Origin of the sequence: Promicromonospora sp. NPDC023987, assembly GCF_040639055.1 — a bacterium.
Lineage (GTDB): Bacteria > Actinomycetota > Actinomycetes > Actinomycetales > Cellulomonadaceae > Promicromonospora.
In genome coordinates this window covers 25,095-37,572 of the sequence record NZ_JBEZZF010000058.1, presented here as the reverse complement: position 1 = coordinate 37,572, position 12,478 = coordinate 25,095, and the positions used below count along the sequence as shown (strand labels likewise).

Annotated in this window: 11 protein-coding genes and 1 pseudogene; all 12 read right to left on the bottom strand. The window is 72.8% G+C overall.

All coding sequences use genetic code 11. The features are described 5' to 3' along the window. Positions 1-75: pseudogene (locus AB0F40_RS21215) on the bottom strand (two-component system response regulator); the annotation flags it as partial. Positions 76-124: 49 nt separating this feature from the next. Further along, positions 125-3,523, bottom strand: a complete 3,399-nt coding sequence (locus tag AB0F40_RS21210; RefSeq protein ID WP_357472164.1) for a CARDB domain-containing protein — start codon at positions 3,521-3,523, stop codon at positions 125-127. 255 nt (positions 3,524-3,778) lie between these two features. After that, a complete protein-coding gene (locus AB0F40_RS21205) occupies positions 3,779-4,702 on the bottom strand; it encodes an HAD family hydrolase (protein ID WP_357472162.1) in 924 nt (307 codons plus the stop codon). A 76-nt stretch (positions 4,703-4,778) separates the two neighbouring features. Continuing rightward, on the bottom strand, positions 4,779-5,570 hold the full coding sequence (locus AB0F40_RS21200) for an enoyl-CoA hydratase-related protein (protein ID WP_357472159.1): 792 nt from the start codon (positions 5,568-5,570) through the stop codon (positions 4,779-4,781). Between the two features lie 82 nt (positions 5,571-5,652). Next, positions 5,653-6,534: a 3-hydroxyacyl-CoA dehydrogenase family protein gene (locus tag AB0F40_RS21195; RefSeq protein WP_357472156.1), complete on the bottom strand. Its 882-nt coding sequence runs from the start codon at positions 6,532-6,534 to the stop codon at positions 5,653-5,655. Continuing rightward, positions 6,531-7,286, bottom strand: a complete 756-nt coding sequence (locus tag AB0F40_RS21190) for an enoyl-CoA hydratase/isomerase family protein (protein ID WP_357472153.1) — start codon at positions 7,284-7,286, stop codon at positions 6,531-6,533. The genes AB0F40_RS21195 and AB0F40_RS21190 overlap by 4 nt, the downstream gene beginning before the upstream one ends. Further along, positions 7,283-8,449 (bottom strand): thiolase family protein, encoded by a 1,167-nt coding sequence (locus AB0F40_RS21185; RefSeq protein WP_357472150.1) that lies wholly within the window; start codon positions 8,447-8,449, stop codon positions 7,283-7,285. The genes AB0F40_RS21190 and AB0F40_RS21185 overlap by 4 nt, the downstream gene beginning before the upstream one ends. A gap of 56 nt (positions 8,450-8,505) precedes the next feature. Next, on the bottom strand, positions 8,506-9,621 hold the full coding sequence (gene paaE / locus AB0F40_RS21180; RefSeq protein ID WP_357472147.1) for a 1,2-phenylacetyl-CoA epoxidase subunit PaaE: 1,116 nt from the start codon (positions 9,619-9,621) through the stop codon (positions 8,506-8,508). A gap of 1 nt (position 9,622) precedes the next feature. Beyond that, complete coding sequence (gene paaD / locus AB0F40_RS21175) at positions 9,623-10,168, bottom strand: 1,2-phenylacetyl-CoA epoxidase subunit PaaD (protein ID WP_357472144.1); 546 nt, start codon at positions 10,166-10,168, stop codon at positions 9,623-9,625. Next, positions 10,165-11,109: a 1,2-phenylacetyl-CoA epoxidase subunit PaaC gene (paaC, locus tag AB0F40_RS21170; protein ID WP_357472141.1), complete on the bottom strand. Its 945-nt coding sequence runs from the start codon at positions 11,107-11,109 to the stop codon at positions 10,165-10,167. Before paaC ends, paaD begins: the two co-directional genes overlap by 4 nt. A 29-nt stretch (positions 11,110-11,138) precedes the next feature. After that, complete coding sequence (gene paaB / locus AB0F40_RS21165; protein ID WP_357472138.1) at positions 11,139-11,435, bottom strand: 1,2-phenylacetyl-CoA epoxidase subunit PaaB; 297 nt, start codon at positions 11,433-11,435, stop codon at positions 11,139-11,141. Continuing rightward, entirely contained in the window at positions 11,432-12,475 is a 1,044-nt protein-coding gene (gene paaA, locus AB0F40_RS21160; protein WP_357472135.1) for a 1,2-phenylacetyl-CoA epoxidase subunit PaaA, read from the bottom strand. Before paaA ends, paaB begins: the two co-directional genes overlap by 4 nt. Between the last annotated feature and the right edge of the window lie 3 nt (positions 12,476-12,478).

The window sequence follows — 12,478 nt, the reverse complement described above, 5'->3', positions numbered from 1 at the left end:
AGCGTGTCCCTCGGCGACCAGGTGCTCCAGGTAGCGGCGAGCACTCACGCGTGACATCCCGACCGCCTCGGCGACCTCGCCAAGCGACCGAAGTCAGCCTGGTCGTCGACAGTACTGGCCGCGCCTACTGGCCGGTGAACACGAACGTCGAGCCCGGCTCCTTCTCGATGTCCCCCTCACCGGAGTTCGTGACCGTCACGTTCGACAGGATCGCGTTGCCGCGAGCGCCGCCCATCGCGAGGATGCCGGAGCCGTTGTTGGACCTGTCGATCCGCACGTCGGTGATCCGGACGTCGGGCATGTTCCCGCCGCCGTTCTTGAACTGGATGCCGTCGTAGGTGGAGTCGATGATGTCCGTGTCGCGGATGGTGACGCCGACGATGTCGTGCGTCTGCGGGAAGATCGTGATGGCGCCGAACTCCTGGTCCTCGTTCCAGAAGGCTCCGCCGGTGCGGTACAGGCCGTTGTTGGCGATGAGCGTCGTCCCCGAGAACGGCAGGGGGCTGTGGTCGGTCGCCAGCATGATGCCGGGGTAGTTCATCGTGTCGGAGATCAGGTTGTTCTCGATGCTGTTGTCGTAGCCGCCGTAGATCGCGATCCCGTTGGCACGCCACGGGAGCTGGACCGTGTTGTTGCGGAACGTGTTGTCGTGCCCGATGTCGACCGCCGGGTCCTTGACGTACGGGTTCGCCCAGACGGCGAGCGCGTCGTCGCCCGTGTTGCGCAGCGACGAGTTGAACACGGTGGAGTTGCGGGTGCCGTTGCTGAAGTTGACGCCGTCCGCGTAGGTGTTGCGGATGCGCATCCCGCTGAGCTCCAGGCCGTCGGCCGGACCCCACAGGTCGGGGATGTTCGAGTAGTCGCGACCGACCCATACCCCGACGTTCGCGTGCTCGATCCACACGTTGCTGATCTTCGTGTCCTGGCCGAACCGCCCGTTGAGGCCGACGCCGCCCTCCTCTTGGCCGTTGTTGCCGCGGATGTCGCCGGAGCCGAAGATCGCGATGTCGGAGATCTGGACGTTGTCGTCGATGTCGAACCCGAAGTTGCCCTCGTGCGGGTGGTTGATGACGCCCGGGGCGAGGTGGGGCTTGAGGAGGCTGTACAGCTGCGAGTGCCACATGCCGGCGCCGCGGATCGTGACGTCGCTGATGCCCACCTGGTTGTGCATCCCGCGGTCCAGCGGGTCGTCCGTGAGGATCTTCTTCTCCTGCCGCCACTGCCCGGCCGGGATCCACACGCAGTCGATCTCGCCGTTCTGGTCGGCGGTGACGGCGGCCTGGATGGCTTCCGTGTCCTCCTGGCCGTCGTCGGGCACCGCGCCGTACTCGGTGATGGACGTGCACTGCGCGGGCTTGGCCGCGGGCGGTGCGACCTGCTCGAGCTCGACCAGGTCGATGATGTAGAACGCCGCGTCGTCGTCGGCGTCGCGCTGGAGCCTGAACACCGTGCCCGCCGGGAACGACCGGTCGAGGAGCGCGTGCGACTCGTCGAAGAGGCGGCGGGCGTCACCGCCCGGGGTGTTGGTGAGGCCTTCTGGGTCGTCGGTGGTCCCGTACAGCCACGAGTGCTTCGACGACAACGTCAGCTTCTGCACGAACTCGCCGTCGGCGTACAGGCTGATCGTCTTCTCCTGGCCCCCGCCGCCGGGTGCGTCGGGGATCGAGTTGCGCACGACTATCGAGTTGGTCGGGTTGGTGGACGTGAGCTCGATGTGCTCGCCCGTGCTGTTCAGCCGGACGGACTCGCGGCCCGACGACTCGGTGGCGTAGTTGGTGTGCCCGAAGGTGCGCAGCGGGTCGGTCTCCAGGAGAGTGCCCGTGTACTGGCCGTCCTCGGCCTCGTAGCTCGTGTACGGGACGGCGGCGCCGCGGCCCACGGTCACCGCGAGCGTGCCGGTGTTGTTGTCCTCGTTCGTCTCGTCGACGGAGTCGGTCGCGTCGGCCGTCGCCGTCACGGTGACCCCGCCGTTCGTCGCGGTCCACGCCCCGTCCGGGGTGACGGTGACGGTCTCGCCGGCGGGTACGGCCGGCGTCGTGCCGTTCAGCGTGCTCGGACCGGCCACGACGCGGGTCACCGAGCCCGCCGGGACCGGCTCGTTCCCTCGGTTGCGCACCCGGACCGTGAAGGAGACGTCCGCGTCGACGGCCGGGTTGGCCGGGTCGGAGGACACGGAGACGACCTCGAGGTCGGGCCCGGGCGCCTCGCGCACGACGAGCTTGGCGGACGCCGCGAACGCGTTGTCGGTCTCGTCCTGCTCGGCAACGGTGTTCTCCGGGTCGACGACGGCGCCCACCGTGTACTCCCCCGCGGGGCGGGTGCCCGCGTCGACCTCCACCTGGGCGCTCGTCCCGGGCTCGAGTGCCCCGACGTCCGCCGAGCCCACGGCGGTGCCGCCGACCTTGGCGTCGAGCGCCGTACCCGACGACGCCCGGTCGCCCGTGTTCTCGACCGTCGCCGTGAGGGTCACGGGGGTGGTCGCCGTCGGCGACTCCGGGGACGTCGTCACCGCGGTGACCGTGAGGTTCGGGTTCGGCGCCGGTTCGCCGTAGACCTCGAGCTCGGCGACCTGGCCGTTGCCTGCGCCGGTGTTGCCCGTGAAGCGCAGGCGCACGTCGGTGACGGTCCCGGCCACCGGGACCTCCACGAGGTTGCCGCTCGCCGGGGCGAACTCGTGCGCCGCGGAGCCTTCGAGCTCCCGCCACGGATCGCCGCCGGACCGCCCCCAGACGGAGAACGTCTGCGTGCGCGGCCCCCACGCTCCGTCTGGGTTGACGCGTACGCGCACGCTGCTCAGCTGCGTGGGCGCGGCCAGCGAGACGTCGAGCGTCGACGGGTACTGCCCGCCGCCGCCCTCCCAGTACGTCCCGGTCCGCCCGTCCACGGCGTTCGCCGCGACGTACGTCCACTCGGTCGACGACGCCGCCGCCGGCCGGTCCTGCGCGTAGTTGGTGCCGGTCGGGTCGGTGGGCGGGTCGGTCGGCGGGTCGGTGGGGTCGCCGCCACCCGTCGGGGTGCCCCAGACCTGCAGCTCGGAGACCTGGCCGTTGCCGGCGCCGGTGTTGGCGGTGAACGCGAGGCGGATCTCGTCGGCCTCCGCGTCGATCGGGATCTCGACCTGGTTGCCGCTCGCGGGGTCGAAGCCGTGGTCCGCCGAGGCCTCGAGGGTGCGGAACGACGACTCGCCCTCGGACCGGCCGAGCACGCTGAACGTCTGCGTGCGCGGCGCCCACACCGCGGGCGGCGGAAGCGTGACGACGATGCGCTCGACGTCGGCCGGCTCGCCGAGGTCGACCGTGAGGTGCGCGGGGTACTGGCCGCCGCCGCCCTCCCAGTACGAGCTCGTGCTGCCGTCGTTCGCGTTGGCCGCCACGTACGTCTGCGTCACCGACGACGCCGCGATCGGCCGGCCCAGCGCGAGGTTGGTGGCCTCGGCGGCATGCGCGACGGCGACCACGCCGAGCGGCACGACGAGCGCCACCGCGGCGCTCACCACGACCGTGTGTCTCCAGGGGATTCTCATGAACGTCCTCGTTCTCCCGCCGGGGCGGGCTCAGCCACCCGCGGGCAACGCTGCCCGACGACGGCGCGACCATGCCGGCGCGCGTCGACGTCCTGGGTGGGTCGGGTCGGCGCCACCGAGGCGGCCCGTCGGAGGACGGGACCGGCCACACGGTGACGAGGTGAATGAATTACAGAGTGCGCACTGCTTTGTGCTCGGTGTCTGTCAGTTTCTTGCAGCGTTCTGTATGGACGTTACGAGCCTGCCCGGGTGGCGTCAAGGGGTGCCGTGCTCTTCACGTGCGCATGCTCCGACGCGCCCGCGGCCGTCCGCGCCGCCCAGCGTGCGCAGGACCGGGACGACGCCGTGCTCCTCGATCGTCCCGGTGACCTCGTCCGCGGCGTCGATGACGGCTGCCGGCGCATGGCCCATCGCGACACCGCGGGCCGCCCACGCGAGCATCTCCAGGTCGTTGACGCCGTCCCCCACGGCAACGGTCCGACCGGGATCCACACCGATCCGCTCGCGGACGCGCTCGAGCGCCGTCGCCTTGCTCAGGCACCTCGGCGTCACGTCCACCCAGCCGGACCCGGCAGGGCTCGGCGTGACGCCGAGGTCGCGCAACGGCTCCGTCAGGACCTGCACCCCCTCGGCACGGAGGATCACCCGGGGCGCGGGCACGTTCCACAGCTCCGTGTCGGCGACCCGGCGCTGCTCCCCGTTCACCAGCCCGCGCTCGAAGAGGCGGTTGACCCGGTACCCCCGGCCGATCTCCTCGACGCCCACCTGCACCCCTGGGATGAAGGCGCGGGCCAGGCGGATCACCGGCTCGACGTCGAAGGTGTACACCTTCTCGAGCCGGTAGCCGTCGGGCAGGGCGGCACCGGCGCGGGCGACCACCGCGCCGTTGGAGGCGACCACCCAGCCCTGGTCGAAACCCAGCAGGCGGGCGACCGGGAGGACGCCCACGAGGGACCGGCCCGAGGCGAGCACCACGTGGTGCCCGGACCGCCGTGCCTCCTGGACCGCTTCGACCGTGACGGCGGGGACCACCCGGTCCGCGCCGAGGAGCGTGCCGTCGATGTCCAGCGCGACGAGGGACCTCGCGCCGGCGCCCCTCCCGGGAAAGGGACGAGAGGGAGCTGGTGCGCACTGCGTAGCGGTGGTCGGCGACGCCGCCGTTCCGGTCGTTTCTGTCATGCCTCTCAGACGCGCCGCGGGCCCGGATGTCACAGCACTTCGCGGACCGGGTTGCCCTGGCCCGGCCGATCGGGGCTCAACGACCGGTGAAGACCGGGGTCCTCCGGTCCAGGAACGCCGCGACGGCCCCCGTGTGATCGCTGGTCGAGCCGCACCTGATCTGACCGAGCGCCTCGGCCTCCAGCGCCTCGTCGAGGCTCCTGCCGTGCGCCTGCTCGATCAGCCGCTTGCTCTGTGCGAACGCGGTGGTCGGCCCGTCGGCGAGCTGCCGGGCGAGGTCGGCCGCCCGGGGCAGCACCTCCTCGGCGGCGACCGTCTCGCCGGAGATTCCCCAGGCGATGGCCTCCTGGGCGGTGAACGTCCGGCCGAACAGGAGCAGCTCCTTCGCCCGGGCGTCGCCGACGGCGCGTGGCAGCGTGACGGACAGGCCGGTGTCGAAGGTCAGCCCGATCCCCGCGAACGCGGTGGCGAGCTTGACGCCCGTCGCGAAGACCCGGTGGTCGCAGGCCAGCGCGAGGCCGAGCCCGGCGCCGACACAGGTACCGCCCACGGCGGCGATCACCGGCTTGGGCATGGTCAGCAGGTCCCGCACGATGGGCGTGTAGTGCTCGCGGACCGTGGCGAACGCCGCCTCGGGTCCGTCGGCCAGTGCCTTCGAGTGCTCGCCGAGGTCCTGGCCCAGGCAGAACGCCCTGGCCGACCCGGTGAGGACGACGGCGCGCACCCCCTCGTCGCGGGCCACCTCCGCCACCGCGTCCCGCAGCGCCGCCTTGGCCACGGTGGTCAGCGCGTTGCGGTGCTCGGGGTCGTCCAGCGTGATGGCCGCGACCGCGGCCGTGCGGTCGACGACGACGGGGCTGTCGGTCATGGCAACTCCTCCAGGATCTGCGGGTCAGGATCTGCGGGTCAGGTCTGTGGTCGGAACTCGAACATGTGACCCGTCGGCTTCGTCACCACGGGTAGAAGCCCTGCCCGGTCTTGCGGCCCAGCTCGCCGGCCGCCACCTTGTCCCGGAGCACCCGCGGCGGCGCGAACCGCGGCCCCAGCTCGCGCTCGAGGTGCTCGGCGATGTGCAGCCGGACGTCGAGCCCGACGAGGTCGGTGGTGCGCAGCGGACCCACCGGGTGCCGGTAGCCGAGCGTCATCGCCGTGTCGATGTCGGCGGCGTCGGCCACGCCGTCCTCCAGCATGCGCATCGCCTCCAGCGCTATCGCCACCCCGAGCCGGCTGCTCGCGAAGCCGGGCGAGTCCTTGACGGTGATCGCCGTCTTGCCCAGACCCGCGACCCAGCCCTTGGCGTCCTCGACCAGGCCGGGTGCGGTCCGCGGGCCGACCACCACCTCGACCAGGGCGCTGACCGGGACGGGGTTGAAGAAGTGCAGACCGAGCAGGCGGGACGGGTCCGGCAGGGCAGCCGCCAGCCCGTCGATCGACAGCGAGCTCGTGTTGCTGCCGATCACGGCGGAGGGGGCCGCGGCGGCGATCGCCCGCAGCACGTCGTGCTTGAGCTCGACCAGCTCGGGTACCGCCTCGATCACCAGCAGGCAGCCGGCCAGGGCCGCCGCGTCGGTCACGACGTCGTACGTGCCGGTGCCCCGCACGCCCTTGGCGGCTGCCTTGGCGAGGCTCGCGTCGATCCGCGCACGCGCCGCCGCCGCGGAAGCGGAGTCGGTCTCCACGACGGTGACGGCGGCCCCTGCGGCCGCGAACGCGTGCGCGATGCCGGCGCCCATCCGCCCGCCGCCGTACACGCCGACGGCCGACGGGACAGCAGGCCGGACGGCAGGCCGGACAGTCTGCGGGCCAGCCTGCGGAGCGATGCCGGCGGTCATGTCCGGTCCTTCCGGCGGTCGAGGAACGCCGTCATGCGGTCGGTCTTGTCCTGCGTCTCGAACAGCACGGCCTGCGCGACGTCGTCGACCAGCGGGTGCGCGTCGCGCGGTGCGTCGAGGACGGACTTGGTGAGCCGCACCGCGAGCGGCGCCTGGGCGGTGACGCGGTCGGCGAGCCGGTGCCCGGCCGCCTCGAGGTCGCCGGCCTCGACCACCTCGTTGAGCAGGCGCACGGCCAGCGCCTCCTCGGCGTCGAGCACCCGGCCGGCCAGCAGCACCTCCTTCGCCAGCGGCTCCCCCACGAGCTCCTTCAGCCGCCAGGCGGCGCCGGCCGCGGCGAGGATGCCGAGGCCCGGCTCGGGGTTGCCGATCCTGGCGGCGGGCGTACCGATGCGGAAGTCGCACGCGTACGCGAGCTCTGCGCCGCCCCCGAGCGCGTACCCGTCGACGAGCGCCACGGTCGGCATGGGCAGCCGGCGGATCCGGTCGAAGACACCGGAGTTGATGCCCGCGAGCGCGTCATCCCTGCGCCGCTCGCGCAGCTCGGCGATGTCCGCCCCGGCGGCGAACGTTCCGCCGGACCCGATCAGGAGCGCCACCCGTGGCGCGGCCTCGAGCGCGGTGCACGCCTCGTGCAGGGCGTCGACCATGGCCCGGTCGATCGCGTTGCGGACCTCGGGCCGGTTCAGCCGCAGGACCACCCGGTCGCCGTGCTCCTCGACCACGAGCGGGACCACGGGCGGCGCGCTCATGGTCGCTCCAGCAGCAGGGCGGACCCCTGGCCGACGCCCACGCACATCGTGGCCAGGCCCCGCCGGCCGCCGGTGCGCACGAGCCGGCCCAGCAGGGTGACGGTGATCCGCGCCCCCGAGCAGCCGAGCGGATGGCCGAGCGCGATGGCCCCGCCGTCGGCGTTCACCGTGTCCTCGTCCAGGCCCAGGTCCCGCACGCAGGCGATCGACTGGGCGGCGAACGCCTCGTTGAGCTCGACGGCGTCCAGGTCGCCGACCGACCAGCCGGCCCGGTCGAGCGCCTTGCGCGTGGCCGGCACCGGACCGATCCCCATGATCTCGGGCGGGACCCCGGCGTTGGCGCCCGCGACCACCCGGGCCAGCGGCTCCAGGCCGTTGGCCGCGGCGTACCGCTCGCTGACCAGGACGAGGGCCGCCGCGCCGTCGTTGAGCGAGCTGGAGTTGCCCGCGGTGATCCGGCCGCCCGGGCCGTGGAGGGGCCGCAGGCCGGCGAGCTTCTCCGCGGTCGTGTCGGCCCGTGGCCCCTCGTCCTGGGTGACGTCGCCGACGGGGACGATCTCGGCGTCGAAGCGCCCGGCTCGCTGCGCGTCCACCGCACGGCGGTGCGAGCGGAGCGCGAAGGCGTCGAGCTCGTCACGGCTCAGGCCCCAGCGCTCGGCGACCCGCTCGGCGGTCTGCGGCATGGTCAGGGTGGTGTCGGCGTCGAACGCCGGGTTGGTGAACCGCCAGCCGATCGAGGTGTCCCAGGTCTGGCCCGGCCTGGCCCACGCGCGCGCCGGCTTCTCGGTCACCCAGGGCGCCCGGGTCATGGACTCGACGCCGCCCGCGACGACGACGTCGGCGTCCCCCGCGACGATCATCTGGCGCGCCGTGGTGATCGCCGTGAGCCCTGACGCGCAGAGGCGGTTGACGGTGAACCCGGGGACGCTGCTCGGCAGGCCGGCGAGCAGCGAGGCCATGCGGGCGACGTTCCGGTTGTCCTCCCCCGCCTGGTTGGCGGCCCCGAGCACCACCTCGTCGACGTCGGCAGGGTCGATGCCGCTGCGCTCGACGACGGTGCGCACGGCCAGCGCGGCGAGGTCGTCGGGCCGGTGCGCGGCCAGGGCGCCGCCGTACCGGCCGATGGGTGTGCGCACCCCGTCAAGGATGAAGGCGTCGGACATGATCCTCCTGCGTCGGTCGGCAGTGGTCGGTGAGCCGTGGTCGGTGCCACGCACGGTCAGGCGTCGAAGTCGACGACCACATCGTCGCCGACCGCGTAGCTCTGGCACGTGAGGACGAAGCCTGCAGCGACCTCCTCCGGTTCGAGAGCGTAGTTGCGCACCATGTCGACCTCTCCGCCGCGCACCTTCGCGCGGCAGGTGCCGCAGACACCACCCTTGCAGGCGAAGGGCAGGTCGGCACGGACCTCCTGCGCTGCGTCGAGGAGCCTGGTGTCCCGTGGCATCGCGCTCGTCGTCGACCGGCCGTCGAGGATCACGGTCACCTGGCTCGTCGCCCCCTCGACGACCCGGTCGGCGTGCCGCAGCTCCGGCGGGGGCTCGTCGACGTAGAAGTGCTCCACGTGCACCCGTTCCGCGGGGACCCCGAGCTCCTCCAGCACCGCCCTGGCCTCGGTCAGCATGCCGAACGGCCCGCAGAGCCAGACGTGGTCCATGTCGCCGACCGGGACGACGAGGGTCAGCAGCTTGCGCAGCCGGTCGCCGTCGAGCCGGCCCGAGAACAGCTCGACGTCGCGCGGCTCCCTGGACAGGACGTGCACCAGGTCGAGCTGCTCGCGGTGGACGTTCTTGAGGTCCGCCAGCTCCTCGGCGAACATCACCGAGCTGGTGGTGCGGTTGCCGTAGAGCAGCGTCACCCGGGCGTCCGGGTTACCCAGCACCGTGGCCGCGATGGAGAGCATCGGCGTGATGCCGGAGCCCGCCGCGATGCACAGGTGCCGTCCGCCCTGCGCCGGGTCGGCCCGGAAGCTGCCGCTCGGCGGCTGCACCTCGACCTGGTCGCCAGGTCGCACCTCGTGCACCAGCCAGGACGAGAACATGCCGTCGGGGATCTCGCGCACGCCGATCCGCGGGGCGCTGCCCGCGGGCGAGCAGATCGAGTACGTCCGGCGGTGCTCGACGCCGTCGACGGTGCGCCGCAACGTCAGCGACTGGCCGGCGGCGAAGTCGAACACCTCGGCCAGACCGGCGGGCAGGTCGAACGTCACGGCGGCCGCGTCGTCGGTGAGCTGCTCGACGTCGGTCACGGTGAGCGTGTGGAACGTCGTCCGGGAAGCGCGAGAGCCGGCCGTGCTGGCTGTGCCGGCACCGCCGGCCGGCAGGGTGGCGGTCACGTCAGATCTCCTTCAGGTGCTCGAACGGCTCCAGGCAGGTCAGGCAGCGGTACAGCGCCTTGCAGGCGGTGGAGCCGAACTCCGAGCCGACGACGGCGTCGTCGGACCCGCACCGCGGGCACCGCACCGCGCGCCGCGGGGGCGCGAGCCGCAGCGGTACCGGGCCGGACCGCCGGGGGGCTCGTCCCGGGGGCGAGATCCCGGCGGCCGCGAGCGCCGCCCGCCCTGCCGGGGTGATCCAGTCCGTGGTCCAGGCGGGTTCGAGGACGACCCGCACCCGCGCGTCGGCGAAGCCGGCGGCCCGCAGCTCGCGCACGACGTCGTCGCGCATGGTCGCCATCGCCGGGCAGCCGGAGTAGGTGGGCGTGATCGCGGCGACGACGGCTCCGTCGTCGCCGATGCTGATCTCGCGCAGGACGCCGAGGTCGACGAGGGTGAGCATCGGCAGCTCGGGGTCGACGACGGCGGACGCGGCGTCCCACGCGCGGTCGAGCACCGGGTCCCGTGTCGGCTCCCGTGTCGGCTCCCGGCGGAGAGCTGCGGTCACCAGTGCCCCCTGGGGTGGGCGCGGGCGACGACCTGCATCTCGGCGAGCATCCTGCTCAGCACCTCGGTGTGGCGCCCGTCGCGACCTTTTCGGCCCTGGACCCCCGCGAGCGGCGGCAGGGCCGGCCGGTCGACGCCGCTCGCCGCCAGCACCTGGTCGAGCACGACGTCGACGTCGGCGGCGAGGCCTGCCGGGTCGACCCCGACACCGGCCTCGGCCGTCTCGCGCTCGACGTCGTGCGTCTCGAACAGCTCGGTCCAGTACGGCCAGAGGGTGTCGAGCCCGGCGAGCAGCCGCCGCCGGGACTCGTCGGTGCCGCGGGCCAGGGTGAGGAACCAGCGGCCGGCGAAGTCCCGGTGGTAGGTCAGCTCCTTGACGGCCTTGGCGGCCACCGCCGCGAGCACGGCGTCCCGGCTGTGCGACAGCTCCTCGAAGAGCGCGAGGCGCCACGTGGCGAAGAGCAGGATCCGGGTGATGGTCTCGGCGAAGTCGCCGTTCGGGATCTCGACCAGCCGCACGTTGCGGAACCGCAGGTCGTCGCGGAAGAACGCCAGCCGGTCCTCGTCCGGGACCGGTGAGCCCTCCGGGAGCGCGGGGACCTGTGTGCCGTCGGCGGCCGCCGCCCGCGCGAGCAGCAGGCGCGCCTGACCGAGGAGGTCGAGCGCGATGTTGGACAGCGCGATGTCCTCCTCGAGGTCGGGCGCGTTGCTGCACCACTCGGCGAGGCGCTGGGACAGCACCAGGGCGTCGTCGCCGAGCATCAGGCAGTACGTCGCCAGCGCGGCCGGGTCGACGCCGTCGGGCACCGTGGTGTCCACGCCGGCCAGCGGGTCCTCGAAGTCGGTGCCGAACGCCCAGTGGGCGTCGTTGACGAGCAGCCCCGCGTAGGCGTTGTCGTGGTCGTCTGGTTCGTGGGTCTCGTGGCTCCGGACGTCGGGCATGCGGTGGTCCTCCTCCCTGTGGGTGCTGCTCACATGTGCGGTACGTCGGCGGGGATGTCGTAGAACGTGGGGTGCCGGTAGACCTTGTCGCCGCTGGGCGCGAAGAGGGGGTCCTTCTCGTCCGGGCTGGACGCGGTGATCGCGGACGAGCGCACCACCCAGATGCTCACGCCCTCGTTGCGTCGGGTGTAGACGTCGCGGGCGTGGCGCAGCGCGAGCTGGTCGTCCGGCGCGTGCAGCGACCCGACGTGGACGTGGTTGAGGCCGCGCTTGCCGCGCACGAACACCTCGTAGAGCGGCCACTCGCCGCTGATCTGGCCGGTCATGCCGTCTCCGTCCCGTCGTTGTCGGTGCCGGTGCCGGTGCCGGTGCCCGTGCCCGTGCCGAAGTCGCTGCCGGTGCCGGGCCCGTTCGCGAACGCGAGCGCCGCCTCGCGGACCCAGGCGCCGTCGTCCCAGGCCCGCTTGCGGTGGGCCACGCGCTGGGCGTTGCACGGGCCGTTCCCCTTGACGACGGCCCAGAGCTCGTCCCAGTCGGGCTGCCCGAAGTCGTGCGCGCCGCGCTGCTCGTTCCAGACCAGGTCGGGGTCGGGCAGGGTCACGCCGAGCGCGGCGGCCTGGGGCACCGTCATGTCGACGAAGCGCTGGCGCAGCTCGTCGTTGGTGTGCGTCTTGACGCCCCACGCCATGGACTGCGCGGTGTTGGGCGACGCGTCGTCCGGCGGGCCGAACATCATCAGCGAGGGCCACCAGAACCGGTCGACGGACTCCTGGACCATGGCCCGCTGCTCGTCGGTTCCGCGCATCATCGTCGCCAGCAGCTCGTAGCCCTGCCGCTGGTGGAACGACTCCTCCTTGCAGATTCGGATCATGGCCCGGCCGTACGGGCCGAACGACGTCCGGCACAGGGGCACCTGGTTGCAGATGGCGGCGCCGTCGACCAGCCAGCCGATGGTGCCCATGTCGGCGTACGAGAGCGTGGGGTAGTTGAAGATCGAGGAGTACTTCTGCCTGCCGCTGATCAGCATCTCGGTGAGCTCCTGGCGCGAGACGCCGAGCGTCTCCGCGGCCGAGTAGAGGTAGAGGCCGTGCCCCGCCTCGTCCTGGACCTTGGCGAGCAGGATGGCCTTGCGCCGCAGCGAGGGCGCGCGGCTGATCCAGCTGCCCTCGGGCTGCATGCCGATGATCTCCGAGTGGGCGTGCTGGGCCACCTGGCGCACCAGCGTCCTGCGGTAGGCGTCCGGCATCCAGTCCCGCGGCTCGATGCGGTCCTTGCGGGCGATCACGGACTGGAAGCGCGCCTCGAGCTCCGCCTCGGGCTCGGCGTCGTGCGCTGGCTCGTGCGCTGGCTCGGCGACTACCGACATGGG

Bases quoted from the DNA above. Each gene is read 5' to 3' on its own strand.
- AB0F40_RS21200 (WP_357472159.1), bottom strand. From the start codon at position 5,570: ATGACCGACAGCCCCGTCGTCGTCGACCGCACGGCCGCGGTCGCGGCC.
- paaB (WP_357472138.1), bottom strand. From the start codon at position 11,435: ATGACCGGCCAGATCAGCGGCGAGTGGCCGCTCTACGAGGTGTTCGTG.
- paaC (WP_357472141.1), bottom strand. From the start codon at position 11,109: ATGCCCGACGTCCGGAGCCACGAGACCCACGAACCAGACGACCACGAC.
- AB0F40_RS21210 (WP_357472164.1), bottom strand. From the start codon at position 3,523: ATGAGAATCCCCTGGAGACACACGGTCGTGGTGAGCGCCGCGGTGGCG.
- AB0F40_RS21185 (WP_357472150.1), bottom strand. From the start codon at position 8,449: ATGTCCGACGCCTTCATCCTTGACGGGGTGCGCACACCCATCGGCCGG.
- AB0F40_RS21195 (WP_357472156.1), bottom strand. From the start codon at position 6,534: ATGACCGCCGGCATCGCTCCGCAGGCTGGCCCGCAGACTGTCCGGCCT.
- paaA (WP_357472135.1), bottom strand. From the start codon at position 12,475: ATGTCGGTAGTCGCCGAGCCAGCGCACGAGCCAGCGCACGACGCCGAG.
- AB0F40_RS21205 (WP_357472162.1), bottom strand. From the start codon at position 4,702: ATGACAGAAACGACCGGAACGGCGGCGTCGCCGACCACCGCTACGCAG.
- AB0F40_RS21190 (WP_357472153.1), bottom strand. From the start codon at position 7,286: ATGAGCGCGCCGCCCGTGGTCCCGCTCGTGGTCGAGGAGCACGGCGAC.